Annotated in this window: 19 protein-coding genes; 10 read left to right on the top strand and 9 right to left on the bottom strand. The window is 61.8% G+C overall.

Annotated elements, in window-relative coordinates; translation table 11 throughout:
* Positions 1-94: 94 nt before the first annotated feature.
* Positions 95-628, bottom strand: coding sequence for a hypothetical protein (locus tag KJ624_02325; protein ID MBU2008682.1), 534 nt, complete (start codon positions 626-628; stop codon positions 95-97).
* A 122-nt stretch (positions 629-750) separates the two neighbouring features.
* Here KJ624_02325 and aspS point away from each other — a divergent pair, with 122 nt between their 5' ends.
* The 3 genes from aspS (at position 751) to KJ624_02310 (ending at position 4473) form a co-directional block, all read left to right on the top strand.
* Positions 751-2532: an aspartate--tRNA ligase gene (gene aspS, locus KJ624_02320; GenBank protein ID MBU2008681.1), complete on the top strand. Its 1782-nt coding sequence runs from the start codon at positions 751-753 to the stop codon at positions 2530-2532.
* A gap of 115 nt (positions 2533-2647) precedes the next feature.
* A complete protein-coding gene (tig, locus tag KJ624_02315; protein MBU2008680.1) occupies positions 2648-3871 on the top strand; it encodes a trigger factor in 1224 nt (407 codons plus the stop codon).
* A complete protein-coding gene (locus KJ624_02310) occupies positions 3868-4473 on the top strand; it encodes an ATP-dependent Clp protease proteolytic subunit (GenBank protein ID MBU2008679.1) in 606 nt (201 codons plus the stop codon). The genes tig and KJ624_02310 overlap by 4 nt, the downstream gene beginning before the upstream one ends.
* Positions 4474-4476: 3 nt before the next feature.
* On the opposite strand, the gene KJ624_02305 is transcribed toward KJ624_02310, so the two are convergent.
* Genes KJ624_02305 through KJ624_02285 form a run of 5 tightly spaced genes read right to left on the bottom strand, consistent with a single transcriptional unit; the run spans position 4477 to position 9022 of the window.
* The gene (locus tag KJ624_02305) at positions 4477-5001 is read right to left on the bottom strand and encodes a GNAT family N-acetyltransferase (protein ID MBU2008678.1); all 525 of its coding nucleotides are present in this window, start codon (positions 4999-5001) and stop codon (positions 4477-4479) included.
* Positions 4967-5389 (bottom strand): NUDIX hydrolase, encoded by a 423-nt coding sequence (locus tag KJ624_02300; protein ID MBU2008677.1) that lies wholly within the window; start codon positions 5387-5389, stop codon positions 4967-4969. Before KJ624_02300 ends, KJ624_02305 begins: the two co-directional genes overlap by 35 nt.
* Positions 5390-5429: 40 nt before the next feature.
* Entirely contained in the window at positions 5430-6344 is a 915-nt protein-coding gene (locus KJ624_02295) for a HEAT repeat domain-containing protein (GenBank protein ID MBU2008676.1), read from the bottom strand.
* A 3-nt stretch (positions 6345-6347) separates the two neighbouring features.
* On the bottom strand, positions 6348-7649 hold the full coding sequence (locus tag KJ624_02290) for a TldD/PmbA family protein (GenBank protein MBU2008675.1): 1302 nt from the start codon (positions 7647-7649) through the stop codon (positions 6348-6350).
* Positions 7646-9022, bottom strand: coding sequence for a TldD/PmbA family protein (locus tag KJ624_02285; protein ID MBU2008674.1), 1377 nt, complete (start codon positions 9020-9022; stop codon positions 7646-7648). The genes KJ624_02290 and KJ624_02285 overlap by 4 nt, the downstream gene beginning before the upstream one ends.
* 69 nt (positions 9023-9091) lie before the next feature.
* Here KJ624_02285 and KJ624_02280 point away from each other — a divergent pair, with 69 nt between their 5' ends.
* From KJ624_02280 to argC, 3 genes are read left to right on the top strand one after another with little or no spacing between them, the layout of a single operon-like run.
* Positions 9092-9706 carry a histidine phosphatase family protein gene (locus KJ624_02280; protein ID MBU2008673.1) on the top strand — a complete coding sequence of 205 codons (615 nt, stop codon included), beginning with the start codon at positions 9092-9094 and terminating at the stop codon, positions 9704-9706.
* 14 nt (positions 9707-9720) lie between these two features.
* Positions 9721-10389: an endonuclease III gene (locus KJ624_02275; protein MBU2008672.1), complete on the top strand. Its 669-nt coding sequence runs from the start codon at positions 9721-9723 to the stop codon at positions 10387-10389.
* Between the two features lie 2 nt (positions 10390-10391).
* Entirely contained in the window at positions 10392-11426 is a 1035-nt protein-coding gene (gene argC, locus KJ624_02270) for an N-acetyl-gamma-glutamyl-phosphate reductase (protein MBU2008671.1), read from the top strand.
* A gap of 193 nt (positions 11427-11619) precedes the next feature.
* On the opposite strand, the gene KJ624_02265 is transcribed toward argC, so the two are convergent.
* The 3 genes from KJ624_02265 to KJ624_02255 all read right to left on the bottom strand — a co-directional run bounded on the left by KJ624_02265 (position 11620) and on the right by KJ624_02255 (position 13818).
* A complete protein-coding gene (locus tag KJ624_02265; GenBank protein ID MBU2008670.1) occupies positions 11620-12015 on the bottom strand; it encodes a hypothetical protein in 396 nt (131 codons plus the stop codon).
* Between the two features lie 961 nt (positions 12016-12976).
* Positions 12977-13180: a TOBE domain-containing protein gene (locus KJ624_02260; protein ID MBU2008669.1), complete on the bottom strand. Its 204-nt coding sequence runs from the start codon at positions 13178-13180 to the stop codon at positions 12977-12979.
* A gap of 269 nt (positions 13181-13449) precedes the next feature.
* Entirely contained in the window at positions 13450-13818 is a 369-nt protein-coding gene (locus tag KJ624_02255; GenBank protein MBU2008668.1) for a hypothetical protein, read from the bottom strand.
* Between the two features lie 163 nt (positions 13819-13981).
* Here KJ624_02255 and KJ624_02250 point away from each other — a divergent pair, with 163 nt between their 5' ends.
* The 4 genes from KJ624_02250 to KJ624_02235 all read left to right on the top strand — a co-directional run bounded on the left by KJ624_02250 (position 13982) and on the right by KJ624_02235 (position 16361).
* Positions 13982-14407: a hypothetical protein gene (locus KJ624_02250; GenBank protein MBU2008667.1), complete on the top strand. Its 426-nt coding sequence runs from the start codon at positions 13982-13984 to the stop codon at positions 14405-14407.
* Between the two features lie 417 nt (positions 14408-14824).
* Entirely contained in the window at positions 14825-15193 is a 369-nt protein-coding gene (locus tag KJ624_02245; protein MBU2008666.1) for a hypothetical protein, read from the top strand.
* A 329-nt stretch (positions 15194-15522) separates the two neighbouring features.
* Positions 15523-16032, top strand: coding sequence for a hypothetical protein (locus KJ624_02240; protein MBU2008665.1), 510 nt, complete (start codon positions 15523-15525; stop codon positions 16030-16032).
* Positions 16029-16361 carry a recombinase family protein gene (locus tag KJ624_02235; protein ID MBU2008664.1) on the top strand — a complete coding sequence of 111 codons (333 nt, stop codon included), beginning with the start codon at positions 16029-16031 and terminating at the stop codon, positions 16359-16361. The genes KJ624_02240 and KJ624_02235 overlap by 4 nt, the downstream gene beginning before the upstream one ends.
* Positions 16362-16765: the final 404 nt, after the last annotated feature.

Below are 16765 nucleotides of genomic sequence, written 5' to 3'. Positions count from 1 at the left end.
GAGGGCTGTCAACGAGACCAGATAGGTATTTGAACTATAGGAGGCCCTGTTCTCTCGGCCCTTCCCAGCGTTGCCCGGGGCCTGGAGGCCAGGGCTATGGCGGTGGAGGAGCCGGCCGCTTCCCCCGCCCGATAGCCTCCAGGAGCTGGATACGCTCATTGAGCACCTTGAGGTTAAGCTGGGCAGTGGCCTTTATCTCCTGTTCCCGTCGTTCCGCCAGTTCCAGCGCCCGGCGCCGTTCAGCTATCATGAATATGCCCAAGAGGGCAATAAAGCCTGTAAGGAGCAGGCGAAACATCTCTGGCAGCTCTTTGGGAAACATCATGAAGAAGTAGGGCCCGTGGTCAGCCAGGAACAGAACCAACCCAGCTATCCCCAGGGTGGGAGCCAACTTGTATGGCAACCTGTAGGCAAGATACAGGACCAGCCCCAAAGCCAGCAGGTCGTGGACTTCGTGCCAGAAGGGGAAGAAGGACGAGGTGACCAGGGGGGCAAAGAAGGGGATGACCTCCACCAGGTCGCCAGCGGCCAGCACCAGCACAGCCAGGGCAAGGGCAAAGGCATGAAAAGGATGCGCCAGGACCAGCCTCCCGCTCTCCTTCAGCGAATCGCTCAGGTCTACCCTCATCATTGCCTCTTGTGCTAGGCTAAAGAAAAATGGGCCGGCTGTCAAACACTTTTCAGCCCTCTGATGCGCTCAAAAGGTGTCAATGTTTGAATCACAAAGAGGAGGTGATATAATCTTCGGGCATGCTGAAGAGCCATAGCTGCGGTGAGATTTCCTCCCGGCACATCGGCCAGGAGGTCATCCTGGCCGGCTGGGTCCACCGCCGTCGGGACCACGGCGGGCTCATCTTCCTGGACCTGAGGGACAGGGAGGGGCTGGTGCAGGTGGTGGTGAACCCCCAGGTAGCCCCCCAGGGCTATGAGGAGGCCCGGGAGGTGAGGGGGGAGTATGTCCTCCAGGTAAAGGGGAGGGTGGAGCGCCGCCCCCCCGGCACGGAAAACCCCCGCATCCCCTCCGGCCAGGTGGAGGTTATCGCCGGGGAAGTCAGGGTCCTCAACACCTCAAAGGCCTCCCCATTCCCCATCACTGAGGATAAGGGGGTGGACGAGCTGGTCCGCCTGAAGTACCGCTACCTGGACATAAGGCGGCCTCCGATGCGGGACAACCTCATCCTCCGCCATCAGGTGGTGGCCTTTATGAGGGAGTTCCTCAATGCCCGTGGCTTTGTGGACGTGGAGACCCCCATTCTCACCAAGAGCACGCCGGAGGGGTCGCGGGACTATCTGGTCCCCAGCCGCATTCATCCCGGCAAGTTCTATGCCCTCCCGCAGTCCCCTCAGCAGATGAAGCAGCTCCTGATGGTGGCGGGGATGGAGAAATACTACCAGATTGCCCGCTGCTTCCGTGACGAGGACGCCAGGGCGGACCGCCAGCCGGAGTTCACCCAGTTGGACCTGGAGATGAGCTTCGTGGAGGAGGAGGACATCCTCGTCCTGGTGGAGGAACTCCTGACCTCTCTCGTGGAGAAGATAAGGCCGGAGATGAAGGTCATCAAGCCCTTCCCCCGGCTCACCTACCAGGAGGCCATGGACAGGTTTGGCGCCGATAAGCCCGACCTGCGGTTCGGCCTGGAGCTTGGCGACATCTCAGATATAGCCGCCGACACCGCTTTTGACCTCTTCCGCCGGGCCCTGGGGGAGGGGGGCAGGGTGCGGGGCCTGGCTTCCCCCGGCTGCGCTGGCTATTCCAAGAAGGAGATGGAGGAGCTGGTGAAGATTGCCCAGGGCTGTGGGGCTAAAGGCCTCACCACCATTCCCCTCAACCCCGACCTCACCTCCGACCCCGCCCGCTCCCTGGCCGCCCGCTACCTGGAACCCCACCAGGTGGCAGCCATGGCCCGGAGGCTTGGGGGGAAGGGGGGAGACCTCCTCCTTATTGCCGCCGGCAACCCCTTCACCGTGAACCGGGTCCTGAGCGAGCTGCGGAAGGAGATGGGGAAAAGGCTGGCCCCGGCCGGCCCACGGAACCTGGCCTTTGTGTTTATCACCGGCTACCCCCTCCTGGAGTGGAACGAGGAGGAGAAGCGCTGGCAGCCCGCCCACCACCCCTTCACCGCCCCCTACGAGGAGGACATCCCCATCCTGGAGACAGCCCCCGAGAAGGTCCGGGCCCGCCACTACGACCTGGTGTGCAATGGCTGGGAGCTTTCCTCCGGCAGCATCCGCATCCACAACCGCCAGCTCCAGGAGAGGGTCTTCCGCGTCCTGGGATATAAGGATGAGGAGATAGAGGAACGCTTTGGCCATCTCCTGGAGGCGCTGGAGTTTGGGGCCCCGCCCCACGGGGGCATCGCCCCCGGCATCGACCGCCTGGTCATGCTCCTGGCGGGGGAGGAGAACATCCGGGAGGTTATCGCCTTTCCCAAGACCAAGAGTGCTGAGGACCCCCTGTTCAACGCCCCTTCTCCTGTCTCACCGGAACAGCTCCAGGAGCTCCACCTTAGAATTGAGGAGGGAAAGGGATGAAGTCGTTTCTTGATGTCATTCTGAGGAGTCCCGCTGAATCGGGACGACGAAGAATCTCAGAGATTCTTCGCTTTGCTCAGAATGACAAGAAGCGTGATATAATCCTCTTTCAGCGATGAAGGTCTCAACAGAGCCCATGCCCGATAGCCAGCTCCTGCTCCAGGTGGAGACGGAGGCCCAGGAGATGGAGAAGCCCCTGGAGGCGGCCTACCGCCGCCTGGCCCGGCGTGTTTCTTTCCCCGGCTTCCGCCCGGGCAAGGCCCCCCGCTCGCTGGTGGAACGCCGGCTGGGGAGGGAGGCCCTGGTGGATGAGGCCCTGGGGGAGACGGTGGCCTGGGCCTATGAGCAGGCCCTGAAAGAAAAGGACATCCAGCCTGTGGCCAACCCCCAGATTGAAGTCCTCAAAAAGGACCCCCTGTCCTTCAAGGCGGTTGTCTCCCTCCCCCCAAAGGTGGAGCTGGGGGACTACCTGGCCCTCAGCCTCCCTCTGGAGGTGCCCCCGGTGGGGGAGGATGAGGTGGAAAAGGCCCTGGAGGGGTTGCGGGAGCAGAAGTCGCCCTGGGTGCCGGTTGAGAGGCCGGTAGCCCTGGGGGACCTGGTGGCGGTGGGGGTGGTGGGCAAGCTGGCGGCCAAGGTCGTGGTCAACGAGAAGGCCCTGGAGATGACGGTGGACCCGGCCGGTAATTTCCCCCTGCCTGGTTTTGCCGAAAACCTCCTGGGGGCGGGGAAGGGGGAGGAGAGGGAGTTTTCCCTCCCCATCTCCGCCGACCATCCCAATCCCAGGCTCCGCGGGCGGGAGGTCCTGTTCCGGGTGAAGGTCCTGGAGGTGAAGGAAAGACAGCTCCTTCCCCTGGAGGAGCTGGTCAAGGAGGCCGGCTTCCCTGACCTGGCCTCTCTGAAAGGGAGCCTGTCCTCGGGCCTTAAGGCCGGGGCGGAGGCCCAGGCCAGGGAGAAGCTGGAGGAGAAGGCCACCGAGGCCCTGGTGGCGGGGGCCCAGGTGGAGTACCCCCCCGCCCTGGTGGAGCAACAGGTGGACCGGCTTCTCCAGCGGCAGGGGGTCAGGGAGGCCCCGGAAAAGGCCCGGGAGGAGTTAAGACCCGTCGCCGCCCGCCAGGTGGTGAGGAGCCTGGTGCTGAGTAGGCTCTCCGAGGTGGAGAAGATAGAGGTCTCGGAGGAGGAGGTGGAGGCCGAGGCAGAGAGGGCCGCCGAGGGGAGGGCGGAGCTGAAACGCCTTTTTGCCTCCCTCGGCCCCCGGCAGGCGTTGAAGGAGGCCCTGGCCATGAGGAAAACCCGGGAGAGGCTGGTAGCTATTGCTACCGGGGAAAAGGAGGCGAAATGAAGGAATATCCACAGAACATCATCCCCATGGTCTCTGAATCAGGTGCCCGTGGGGAGAGATACTATGACATCTACTCCCTGCTTCTAAAGGAGCGGATTGTTTTTCTGGGCCTGCCCATCAACGACCAGATAGCTAATCTGATTGTTGCCCAGCTCCTCTATCTGGACAGGGAGGACCCGGATAAGGATATCAGCATGTATATCCACTGCCCCGGGGGCATCATCAGCTCCGGGCTGGCCATCTACGACACCATGCAACTTGTCCGGCCCCATGTTTCTACTATCTGTGTGGGCCTGGCGGCCAGCATGGGGACGGTGCTCCTGGCGGCGGGGGCCAAGGGGAAGCGCTATGCCCTGCCCAACTCCACCGTCCATATGCACCAGGCTTTTGGCGGGGTCCAGGGGCAGGCGGCGGATATCGCCATCGCCGCCAAGGAGATCCTCCGCATCCAGGACAGGATAAGGGATATCCTGACCAAGCATACCGGCCAGCCCCTGGAGAAGATAGCCCGCGATACCGACCGGGACTTTTACCTCAGCGCTGAGCAGGCCGTGGAATATGGCCTTGTGGACGAGATACTGCAAAGGCCCCCTAAAGGGTAAGGGCTAGACCGTCCTGCAGTTCTTCTCCCAGTCCTCCCGGGAGAGAGCCATCAGGAGGAAGGGCTGACCCTGACGTGGGGCCCTTGCAGGGTTGAAACCACACTTTTTAAAGGCCCGCTGGGCCCGATAGTTCCACCCCAGGGTATGCAGGCGGACCTTGTTCACCGAGGTGCTGTTGAAGAGGAGGTCCAGGAGCAGGTCCATGGCCTCGGTGCCATAGCCCTGGTCCCAATATCTTCTGTCACCGATGAGGATACCCACCTCCGCCTCCCCCTTTTCCCTGTTCAGGTCATAGTACATGCAGTTGCCGATATGGACCCCCTCCAGGGTCTCAATGGCGAAACGCTCCCTACGGGGGAGGGGGCTCTTCAGCTCCAAGGCATAGGCTTCCACGTAATCCTTGAAAGCGATGGAAGGAGGCAGGCTTCCGTCCAGGCGGGCCAGCTCCCGGTCCCGGTTCCAGGTGTAGTCCTGGAGGGCGTCCCCCAGGCTCTTAGGTCGAAGGTGGACCCTTTTCCCCTTCAGCACCTTCCTCCTCAAAGAGAGCCAGGGCCTTTTCAACTATATCCACCTCGTTCTTGTAGGTGAGGGTCCCAAGGGCCTGAGGAGCGGGGAACCACTGGACGATATCATACTCGGGGTCATGGTCCTCTATTGAGCCGCCCCTGGGGGCCATGAGGAAGAAGTGGACTGTCTTGTTATACTTGACCCCGCGCTTCACAAACCAGTAGCGGATGGAGCCAATCTTTCTTCCCGCCTCCACCTGGAGGCCGGTCTCCTCTGTCACCTCCCGGCGGGCGGTCTCCTCCAGGTTCTCCCCCGGGTTGGGGGTGCCCTTGGGCAGTCCCCAGAGGAGGGGTGTTTTCATCTGGCCGCAGAGGAGGACCTCTACCCCCTGCAGGGAGCGACGCAGCACTACCCCCCCTGAGGATACGGGATATTCAACAGGCAGGTTGTTACCCCTCAAAGGGGTCTTCCAGGGCCTCCAACTCCGTGGTGGCTTCCTGGATGGCCTGGCGGAGCCTGGAGTCTGCCTGTTGCAGGCACTGCCGCAGGGCCAGCCTGGCCTCCGGGCCGCCTATTCTTCCCAGGGCCCGGACAGCCGCCTCCCGGACCTGGACATCTTCATCGTAGCAGAGGGGGACCAGATGGGGGATAGCTGCCTCATCTCCTAGCTCGCCCAGGGCCCCCGCCGCCTCATAGCGTATTTCGACCACCGGGCTCCGCAGTTCCGGGAGCAAGATGGAGAGCCACTGGCTATCACAGTTCCGGCCCATGGCATAGAGGGCGCTGACTTTCAAGGGGAGCAGGGGGCTGAGATAGGCTTCGGTGATGGCCTTCTTTACCTCGGGTTGGCTGAGGGGGGCCACCGCCTCCACCGCCCGGCGTCTGACGGCAAGGGGCTGGTCCTGGTCCCGGATGAGGGCGATGAGGGCCTCCATGATCCGGAGCCCATACTTGGGCCTTATCTTCTGGAGCTCGGCGAGAAGGGCAAAATGGCCTAATGCGGAGATAGCGGCTGCCCTCACCTCTTCACTCGTGTCCCTTTGCGCTAGCTCCAGGAGGGGCTCAATGAACTGGGGGTCCTCACACTCGGCCAGGCCTTCCACGGCCTTATTTCTTACCTCGGCGTCTGGGTCGCCGAGGATGACGCGGAAGATGGTGTCGAAGTTGAGCTCCGAGTTGTCCTCGGCCAGGGATACCAGGTGGCTGACAAGCTGGTGGCGGCGGTGGGTGGCCGTCTTCTCCCAGGCCCGGGCGAAGGCCTCCAGCTCCTGGGAAGGGAGGTCGGAAAGGTGTACCAGATGGCTGGCCAGGATGTTCTTGTTCTCGTCCCCAAGTTCGGTGAGGAGCTTCTCCAGGGTCATCATTCTTCAGCCTCCGGTGGACACCGAGAGGTGGGGGAGAAGTATAGGTGGGGAATAGAGGCCCCCATCCACCCAGCGGGCCCCCCTTCCCACCTCTACTCCCTCTTTGAGACAGGAATACATATTTCCTGATACCATAGTATCCTTCACCCTGCCCACCACCTCCCCCCCCTCTATTTTATACCCTAAAAGGACATTTCCGCTAAAGTCCCCCCCCAGGACATTCCCCTGGTCTGCTCCCATAAGCTGTTCCACCAGGAGCCCTTCCCTCAGGCCTCTTATCATCTCCTCCATGGTCCTGGTCCCTTCCCCTATTATGAGGGAAGAGGGGGAGGGGGAGGGAAGGGCCCCCAGGCTTCTTGTGGCGGAGCCGGTGCTCTCTGCGCCTGCCTGGCCGGCGGTCTGGAGGTCGTAGAGGAACCCGGCCACAACCCCCTTCTCCACTAGGGGGACCCGCCGGGAGGGGACCCCCTCGTCGTCCCAGGGGCGGCTGCGGGGCTGGAAGGGGAGGGTGGCATCGTCCCAGAGGTCAAAACCCGGGGAGAAAGCCCTTTCCCCCCGCCTTTGGGCCAGGGGGGAGGCCCCCTGAAGGACCACCCGGCCATTGAAGGCCAGGCTAAGGGGCAGGGAGAAGGCGCTTGAGACACCCCGGGGGGAGAGGATGACGGGCAGGGGGCCCCGGGGGCTTGGGGCCAGCTCCCGGGCCCAGTCCAGCTGTGTTATCACCTCCCGGGCCAGGGCTGAGATGTCCTTGACGGGGTGGCAGGAGGACCAGCTATCCCCCACAAAGAGCATGTCTGTCCCCCTCACCAGGACCCCTTCCACCTCCAGGCCGGAGTAGCTCTTCTGGTAGCTGGCCTCTGCCCCCCAAGAGTTGAGGAGGCGGATGTGAAGGCTTCCTCTGACCACCCGGGCACTATACTGGAGCCCCGGGGTGTGGTTCAGGAGCCTCCCGATAACTTCCTCCCCCACTCCGACCATGGCCTCCAGCCCCATCCTTTCCCCATCGAGGTCATAGACCTGGAGGGAGGATGAGGCGATGCTTTGGGGGAAATGGAAGTGGGTGGGGGGGCCAAAGGGGGAGGCCTCCAGGGCCCGGGCCACCAGGTCTCCCTTCCCTCCCATGGTCAGGGCATGGCCGGTATGGCCATCCTTGACCACCCTCAATGCCAGGAGATGGCTGGAGCGGGTCTGGAGGTGCTTGAGGCGGTTGGTCTCAAAGGCCGCTGTGGTCTCTTCCAGGGTGGCCTCATAGACCTCGGCCTCCTGGGCCTCCCTTTTTGCCCGGGAGAGGAGGGACTCTATCATCTTCCCCCCACCAGGCACTTCCGGATGCGGATGTGGGGGCTGCCGTTGCTGACGGGGAGGGGAGACTGGTCCCCCTTGCCGCAGCCTCCCCCCTGGTTCATGTCCAGGTCCCGGGCAATCCCGTCAATCAGGGCCAGGGTGGCAAAGACATTCCCCGTGAGCACCACCGGGCGGATGGGCTCGGCTATCTTCCCCTTTCTTATCATGAAGGCCTCACCGGCGGAGAAGGTGAACATTTCCATGCTGGTGGTCCCGCCGTGCCAGTTCCGGGCATATATCCCTTCTTCTATGCCTTCCAGGAGGTCATCCAGGTTGGCCGTATCCGGCTCTATGAAGGTGTTGGACATACGGACAATAGGGGGGAAGCGGTAGGAGGCGCTCCGTGCATTGCCGGAAAGGCCTTCCCCCATCCTTCCCGCCGTCTCCCGGGAGTGGAGCCGGCCCACCAGGATGCCCTCCCGGATGAGGTAGTTCTTGCGGGCGGGGACCCCTTCGTCATCATACTTGTAGCTCCCCCTTAGCCCGGGGATGGTGGCATCGTCCACGATGTTCAGGATGCCCTCCCCGAAGCGCTTGCCCAGGACCATTATCTCCTGGAGCCCGGGGTTTTCATAGACAAAGTCCGATTCCGAGAGGTGGCCGAATGCCTCGTGGACGAAGACCCCCGCCAGGACGGGGTCCAGGACCACGGTGTATTCGCCCCCCTTTACCCGGGGGGCGGAGAGGAGCTCCACCGCCCGTTGCGATATCTCTTTCACCTGGTGGTGGAGGTGGGCTATTTGGGGGAAGTCCCCCCGGCTCCCCACGGAAAGGCTGGCCTGTTGCACCTCACCCCCATCCCGGGCCACCGCCAGCATCTGGAGGCCCACATCGGAGCGGGCCTGCTCCACATAGCTCCCCTGGGAACTGGCAAAGACAGTCCGCTTCCAGCCGTCGCTATAGGCGACGATGGAGGTGGTGATACCGGGGGTGGACAGGATGATTTCTTTGTACTGGTCCAGGAGCTCCTTCTTTTGGGCCAGGGGGATAGTCAGGGGATTGGGGTTGGGCTTATCCTGGAGGCTTTCCACCACCGTGGGGGTGGGGGCCAGGCGGGACTCCTCCCTACCGGCCAAGCGGGCCTGCCTCACTGCCAGGTCCACCTTCTCCCGGAGCTGTTGCGGCTGGGGGAGGTCGTTGAAGGAGACAAGGCCCCAACCTCCCTTTGCCAGGGCCCGGACATTTCCCCCCAGGCTGGAGGAGATGCCTGCCTCTTCCACCTCCTGCCCCCGGTAGCGGATGTTGCTGGCCTCGGCCTCCTCCAGGCGGATTTCGGCGTAGTCGGCCTTCACGCCTTTCAGGGCATGCTCCAGAAGCTCACGAGACGCGGTCATCTAAAGCAAGTTTACCTATGGGCAATCGCCCTGTCAACAAAGAGAAGGCATGTGATAGAATGGGGAGCGATGGAACACTATCTGGTGGTGGTCCGCCACGGCCGCACCGAGTGGAACCGGGTGGAGCGCTTCCGGGGCCGGGCAAATATCGGGCTGGATGGGGTGGGGGTGGAGCAGGCCCGGGCCGCCTCAAGAAGCCTGCCCCGCTACCAGCCCAGGGCTATCTATGCCAGCCCACTGGAAAGGACGGCCAGGACGGCGGGAATCATCAGTCAGGAACTGGGCCTCGAGGCAGTGCCCCTTCCTCAGCTCATAGATATGGACTTCGGCGACTGGACGGGCCTCACCCTGGACGAGGGGGCCCGGAAGGACGGCGGGCTCTTCAAGCTCTGGCAGGAGGCCCCGCACCGGGCGAGGTTCCCGGGTGGGGAGGGGCTGGCGGAGGTGAGGGAGAGGGTGGAGGCGGCGGTCGCCCTGGTCCGCGAGAAGCACCCCGAGGAAACGGTGGTCCTGGTCTCCCATAAAGTGGTCTGCAAGGTGCTGGTGCTGGCGCTCCTGGGGTTGGAGAACTCCCGCTTCTGGCAGGTGGAGCAGGACCTGGCGGCCATAAGCGTCTTTGACTTTCGCCTGGGCCGGCCCTCGGCCCTCCTCATCAACGATACCTGCCACCTGAAGGGCCTGTGAACATATCCGAGCTCATGGCCCGACTGGCGAGGGAATACGGCTCTCTCCCCCCTCCCAGCCGCTTTGACCCGCTGACCGAGCTGGTCCTTACGGTCCTTTCCCAGAATACCTCTGACAGGAACTCGCATCCTGCCTTTGAGGCCCTGAAAAGGCGTTTTGCCTCCTGGGAGGAGATGGCCGGGGCCTCTGAGGTAGAGATTGCCCGGCCCATAAGGCAGGGGGGCCTGGCCCGGATAAAGGCGAGCAGGCTAAAGGCCATTTTGCAGGAGATAGAGAGAAGGAGGGGGAGGCCGGACCTGGAGTTCCTCAGGGCCCTGCCCACGGCGGAGGCCCGGGCTTGGCTCCGCTCCCTGCCGGGGGTGGGCCCCAAGACGGCGGCGGTGGTGCTCCTCTTCTCCTTGGGGAAGCCCGCCCTGCCCGTGGATACCCATGTCCACCGGGTAGCCGTCCGGCTGGGCCTTCTCCCCCCCGGCACCGGCCGGGAGAAGGCCCACGAGCTCCTGGAGGCCATTGTCCCCCCGGCTGGTTTCTATCCCTTTCACCTCTACCTCCTGGAGCACGGGAGAAGGATATGCCGGGCAAGAAAACCCCGCTGTCCCCTCTGCCCGGTGAATAGCATCTGTCCCAGCTATGGTGTATTCTATCCCGTAGTCAAAAGAGAGCAGGTTATGGAAAGGGTCTGACGATGGAACCACGGGTAGGCATCATCAATGTTACCGGCTACGCCGGGATGGAGCTGGCGCGCCTCCTCTCCCGCCATCCCCGTGTGAGGCTCACCTCCGTCACCGGCCGGGGCCTGGCAGGGCAGACCCTTGCCCAGGCCCTCCCTCACCTTCTTGCCCTTGACCTGCCCATCACCCAGGAACCAGGGGAGGTGGACTTCCTTTTCTCCGCCCTTCCCCATAAGGCCAGCGCCGAGGCCCTTCTGCCTTACATAAGAAAGGGAATCAAGGTGGTGGACATCAGCGCCGATTTCCGCCTGAAGGATGCCGGGGAGTATGAGAGGTGGTATGAGACGAAACACCCTGCCCCCGGGCTCCTCCCCGAGGCGGTCTACGGCCTGCCGGAGCTCCACCGGGGGGATATAAAAAAGGCCCGGGTTGTGGCCAACCCGGGGTGCTATCCCACCGCCGCCATCCTGGCCCTGGCCCCCGCCCTCAAGGAGGGCCTCATCAGCACCACGGTTATCATTGATGCCAAGTCGGGGGTCTCCGGGGCGGGGCGGGCACTCAGCCTCAACATCCATTTCGCCGAGGCCAACGAGGATGTCTCGGCCTATGCCCTGGAGGGCCACCGCCACCTGGCGGAGATGGCCCAGGAGCTCAACCCCCTCTCCCCGGAGCCCCTGCGGATTACCTTTGTGCCTCACCTGGTCCCCATGACCCGGGGCATCCTCGCTACCTGCTATGCCTCTCTGATACCCGGCAAGCTCCCCGCCGATGAAAAAGGGGAGAAGGACCTCTTGGAGCTCTACCGCCGGTTCTACCGGGGGGAGCCATTTGTGCGGGTGGTGGACTCCTCTCCCCACACCAAGCACACCCTGGGGAGCAACCTCTGTCTTGTCCACCCCACCCTGGACCCCAGGACGGGCCGGCTCATTGTCCTCTCGGCGATAGACAACCTGGTAAAGGGGGCGGCGGGGCAGGCCGTCCAGAACATGAACCTGATGCTGGGCCTCCCCGAAACCCTCGGCCTGGAAGCCCCAGCGCTATTCCCATGACAGACGGCGTCATTCTGAGGAGTCCCGATTCATCGGGACGACGAGGAATCTCCGAGATTCTTCGCGTCGCTCAGAATGACAGAAAGGGGTTGCCATACTACCAGAAAGGGATAGACAAGCAACTCCTAATCCGTCAACGGATAGGGAACAAGAGCCCTTGCTGAGGTTCCTCAAAAGTGGCAAATGGCTCTCATCAGGAGGCAGGTTGCAGGCTGACCTGCTGACCAAGACCACCATTTTCAAGACTAAACCAGAACATGCTATCTACATTAACTCCACGAAGGCGTATCCTCACAGCGTACCTACCAGGAGGCATCCTTCTTGCCATATCACGCCACCCTGAAGGAGCTCGCTGCGGTGTGTCATTATTGAGGCCATAACAGTCAGCCTCAGCTTGGTACTTTAGCACGATGTCTAGGCGACGAGGCATCGCGTTTGGAGCAATATCTACTTGATTCGTCTCAACAACTCTAGGACCTACTTGTGCTCTTTCGGGTGTTTCTGACCATCTCCCGACCATTGCTGGGAATATCAAGTTGGAGCGCGAGGTGTCGAAGAACTCGATGTGAGCAACAACCTTCTCCGCCATGGCGCCCCTAGTTGACATCGGCGGGTCGTTAGCGAAAACTGCGTGAGTGAAATCAGGGGTGCCGATTACTTGCCCAGTAGCCCTGTTCACCAATGGTGCCCTTTCGTTTTCACACCCACAAACGCGCATCACGGGTTTCCTACTCTCCAATTGGCGGAGTCGAAAAGACAACTGGCCAAGGACTATCAGAGACGATATGCCAAATAGCGCAAAGGACAATTGAAACCAAGATAGACCCAAAACAGACCTGGTCTGTATAGCGTCATATATGAACCCCAAGCCACCAACCAACAAGGAGGCAGCAAACATTATGCGCCACCACCAAAAGAAGATAGAAAGCAATATTGACATGGCAATATTCTACTACTTTGCTTTACTCTTGGGTCAAGTATGCGAGCCGTTATTAGATGACCAGCAAGAGCATCCGCAAATAAAGAGAGGATACCCAACTTCCTATGAGGCATCAACCGTGACCGAACAGACATCCCCAATCTGAAACTTGACAAATGACCTAAAAATGTGGTATACTATTTAATTGAAGGGTGGGAGGCCGGATGGCCGAGCGCTCTTCTCTCTTTTTTTGTTGCCCCATGCCAGGGGGGCTGGTATACTCTCTCCGGCCCCCATCGTCTAGTGGCCTAGGACGTCGGCCTTTCAAGCCGGAAATCAGGGGTTCGAGTCGAGCGTCGCGCCTGTGGCCGAAGTCACCTCTTCAACAACTGTTATGCTGACTACGGCGTGAGGAACGCCCGGGACATGAAGAACTTGGTTCAGGCGCTGCAACAGCGCCTGCCATCGGAAGCCGGGCCTGTCAGGGAATAGGCTGCCGTGCCAGTGTACAAGCGCCCCTCTTTGCTGATGTGAAGTGGAGAGGGAGCCAGAGCTGGTGAAAACAATATCCCTATCTGCATCCCTATCCGCCAGAGGCTAGACTTGGCGAGGGCGGGCTCACGGCGCCGTATCAGGCTTTGGCCACCATTACTTCCGTAGCCTTGATTACCGCGGTTACCTCGTCGCCGACCTTCAGTCCCAGGTGTTCGGCTGAGGCACGACTGATAAGGGAGACTACCTCAATATTTCCCACTGCCACTACCACCTCGGCCATGACTCCATCCAGCTTCACCGACTTGATTGCACCTCTGAACTGATTCCGTGCGCTTAACATTTCTGAACCCCCCTGTAGAGCAGTATGCCACCTTAGAGGATTATACCACTGTACTTATGTGTACGTCGTCGGACCCTCTGGAACAAGTCGGTGGTTTTGGGAATGAACCTTCGGGCATTGTCCAGCGTCAGGCGGTGCCCACGTCTGCCGCCCCAAAACGGGTGTATCTCAGAGCAACCTCTGGCCATATTCTTGGGTGGCCCTGCCGGTCCCGACTGCCTGCGGATTTCACCGGTTGACTGTCTAACTATGTACCGCTATTTCCCACCTCAACTACGCTTCCGCTTCGGCTTGGCCTCCGCATCTGTAGAGGCTTGTGCCTTGGGCTCCGTCTTGGTCCCCTGTTTGACTCCTTCAGATTCAGGCGTCGCTTTGGATGACCATACGTATAGTCCCCACAAGACGATACCTATGCCCACAACCACCCCAAGTACACCAGCTGCAGGGAAGGTGGTCATGACGACTTGCGAGCCCTGTAACTCCTCGGACACTACGAACCCAAGTTGATAGCCCAGCCAGGCTGTGGAACTCCCCAATGCCATCATGAGCATTCCGAAGAACTGTCTCCGTCCGCCCCTAGCCCACTTGGCAAGCAGGTTCGCCAGCACAGCGGGAATGATAGCGAACAGGAGAAACAATATTGTCCCCATGGCACCTCCGCTTGCCCTACTACTCTACCCCAACGGTAGTGGCTCAAACAAGCGGCTCTGCTGCAAATCTCTATCCCTATCTGCCAGAGGCTAGACCTGGCGAGGGCGAGCTCCCCCCGCCGGGAGGGGGCTTAGGCTGGGCCGGGCTGAGATGAAGCTGAACGACTACTGCGAGGGAGAAAAGACCGGAGCAGGAAAAGCGGAGGCCATGACTAGCCAGATTCAAGCCCACAAGAATGCCGCCCTCTTCTACCTGGGCAGGGAGGAAGAGCTGGAGGCCATTGCTCGGAAGCTGAGTGCTGAGAACCAGAGGCTGCGTGGCCAAAACAAGGCACTAGCCCAGGAGAATGCCTCCCTGAGAAGAGAGAAGGAGGGGTGGCAGAAAGCCATCGTGGAGTATCGCCGCCAGGTAGAGACCCTTCGGTCGACCGTCCGCCGCTGGGAGGTGTTGGTGGACAAGGAGGTCAAAGATATGAGCGCTGACGAAGTAGCGGCCCTGACCCACAGGCTCCACGAGGTCCACCTAGAGAAGCTACAGAAAGAGATAGGGGCTCGTGTGGAGCGATACATTGGCTGAGTGGACCGCGCCCACGGGAAGCTACACCGAGGCCATCGGAACCGTCCTAGCAGGCCTGGCAAAGGACGTGAACCCCAGGATGTGTACCTGGTGCGCCTATCCGGCGCTACTGCAGAAGCTAGCCCTGCGGCAGCGGACGTCGAAGTCTATAGACAGGCTAGTTGCGGAAGAGCGGCTCCTGACCCACCCCAGCCGCCACTGGGTATTGGGGGTCCCCCGCTTCAGGGTGGCACTGAAGACTGTTCCTCACCTGTCCGTTGACATAGAGATCTACGTGGTGGCGTCTTGGCAAGAAGGGGTGGGGTGCTGGTGGTCGCTAGCCGAAAATGCAGACTACTTTGACTTCCCTCTGGCACTCCTGGACTCCCTGCCCAAGGCATTAAAGAACGGGGAGTTGGAGGCAGGGGGGCCCATCTGGTGGAGAAGGGGGAGGGGGAGACGGTCTACGACTTCATGGGGAGGGAGTGGAGGGTGCCCGATGCTTTCCTAGGCTTCCTCTGGGCGCTGGCCGAGAAGAAGGTGGGCCTGCAGAGGCTCCTCGACCCAAGCGCGCTCCAGGTTCTGGAGAAGGCGAAGGTCCTATCCCAGGCAGCAGGCCAAGTTCTTCCCATTCTCGCACAGGCCGGTGGGGGCAATGGGGGGGATGCTCGCGACGTAGTGCTGGCCCTGGCCAGCTTGGGCATCCCGAGGAAGCAGGCAGAGCAGGCCCTGGCCCAGGCACAGTTCTCCCAGAGTGCCAGCCTTGAGGAGAAAATCAAGGTTGTCCTCCAAGGCTTAGGCAAGTAGAGGTCGCCTGATAGATGGATTGATGGTTTGATGGACTAATAGGCGGAAATCGATTGAAGAGGTCTGCATCAGGTCTGAGTCTCCCTTGCCCCTGCGGGGCCGGAGCCCCCTGTCCAGGAGACAGGCAAGGGCTACTACGCCCACTGCGCGGGCTGCGGTAGGATGACCTTCTTCAGGAGCCCCGTTCTCCTGGAGAGGGTTAGGCTCGGGGGCCCCCTCTGTCCCCACCACCCAGTCCCAAAGGCCTGCAAGGGTGGCGAGACCACATGGTGCCCACTATGCAGGGTGAGGACCTTCTCCTACGGCCCCGTGCCATCTTGCGGAGAGGGATGAAGCTGAATAAGCTGGTCTCCTTCGCCATCATGGCCGGCAGGAAGCCACTAGGTGCCCCCTGCGGCGTTGACGTAGTCTTGGAGAAAGGTGTCGCTAGCTTTTACCAGGCACATGGCCGTCTCCCTATCCTGGTCCTGGTGCCACGGGAACTGAGGCCCGGGGAGGTCCTGTCCTGGTCCGCCTATCCGGTACTGACTGATCGTCTCGAGACGAGATGGCTGAACACCTTGTCCGGCCTCGGGGTTGTCAAGAATCAGGCTGAGGAAGGGGGTCTCAAGCGTGCCAAAAACCCCTGTGGCCCCAAGAGTGGTGTGAGACGCCACGTCTGCAGGGAAGGCCGTCTTTCAGCCACGACGCCAGGTGTTGACCAGGAGATATGCCGACTATCCCAGGAAGGGCTAGGCATCCGGGCGATTGCTGGGGTTCTGAGGGGGCGGGGTGTAGAGGTCAGCCCGAGGACCATCTCCCGGAGGCTGGCCGTCCATCAAGGGAAGCTGCCCCGGTGAAGGCGGCCATCTACGCCAGGGTGTCGACCGATGACCAGGAGCCAGCGAACCAGGTTCTTGAGCTGCGGCGGTGGGCTGAGGGGCAGGGCTATGCGGTTGTGGCGGAATATGTGGACTTCGCCTCTCGTGCCCGGCGGCGGGAGCGCCTCGACGACCTCTTTGAAGATGCTGGAAGGCACAAGTTTGGCATCGTGGCGATATGGAGCCTCGACCGGCTCACCAGGGAGGGGCCGCTCCCCACCCTGCTTTACATCCATCGTCTGAATGCTCTGGGGGTCAAGGTTTACTCCCACCAGGAGCCGTACCTAGACCCCCGACTGCCCTTCTAGGAGTCCATCATCTCCCTGCTGGCCGACATAGCCCGGCGGGAGAGGGAAAGACGCAGTGAACGGACCCGGGTTGGCCTGCGGAGGGCGGTGGCCCAGGGCAAGCGTCTGGGCCGGCCAAAGGGGAGCCGGGACCGCCAAAAAAGGGGTGGTGCGACGGCATATCCGGCGTTCACTATCTGGAGGGCTCACTTGAATAAGGAACCTTTTTCCCATATGGGGATGCCGCAAGAGCACGAGCCGACTGGCGGCCCAGCGTCGACTGCCCGGGCACGTGCCAGGCGCTTGAGGCTGAGGCTGGCGGCTCTCAAGAGGCACGCCGCGGCCCGGGGCGAGGACGGAAAGTCTGCACTAGCCGTGGCGGCAGGCAAAGCCAGTGGGGCTTCGCGGGAGGCCGACACGGCGTG

It is taken from the genome of Chloroflexota bacterium (assembly GCA_018825785.1).
Lineage (GTDB): Bacteria > Chloroflexota > Dehalococcoidia > JACVQG01 > JAHKAY01 > JAHKAY01.
Note: the sequence above shows the minus strand (reverse complement) of the source record. Positions and strands in the feature narration are given on the sequence as shown.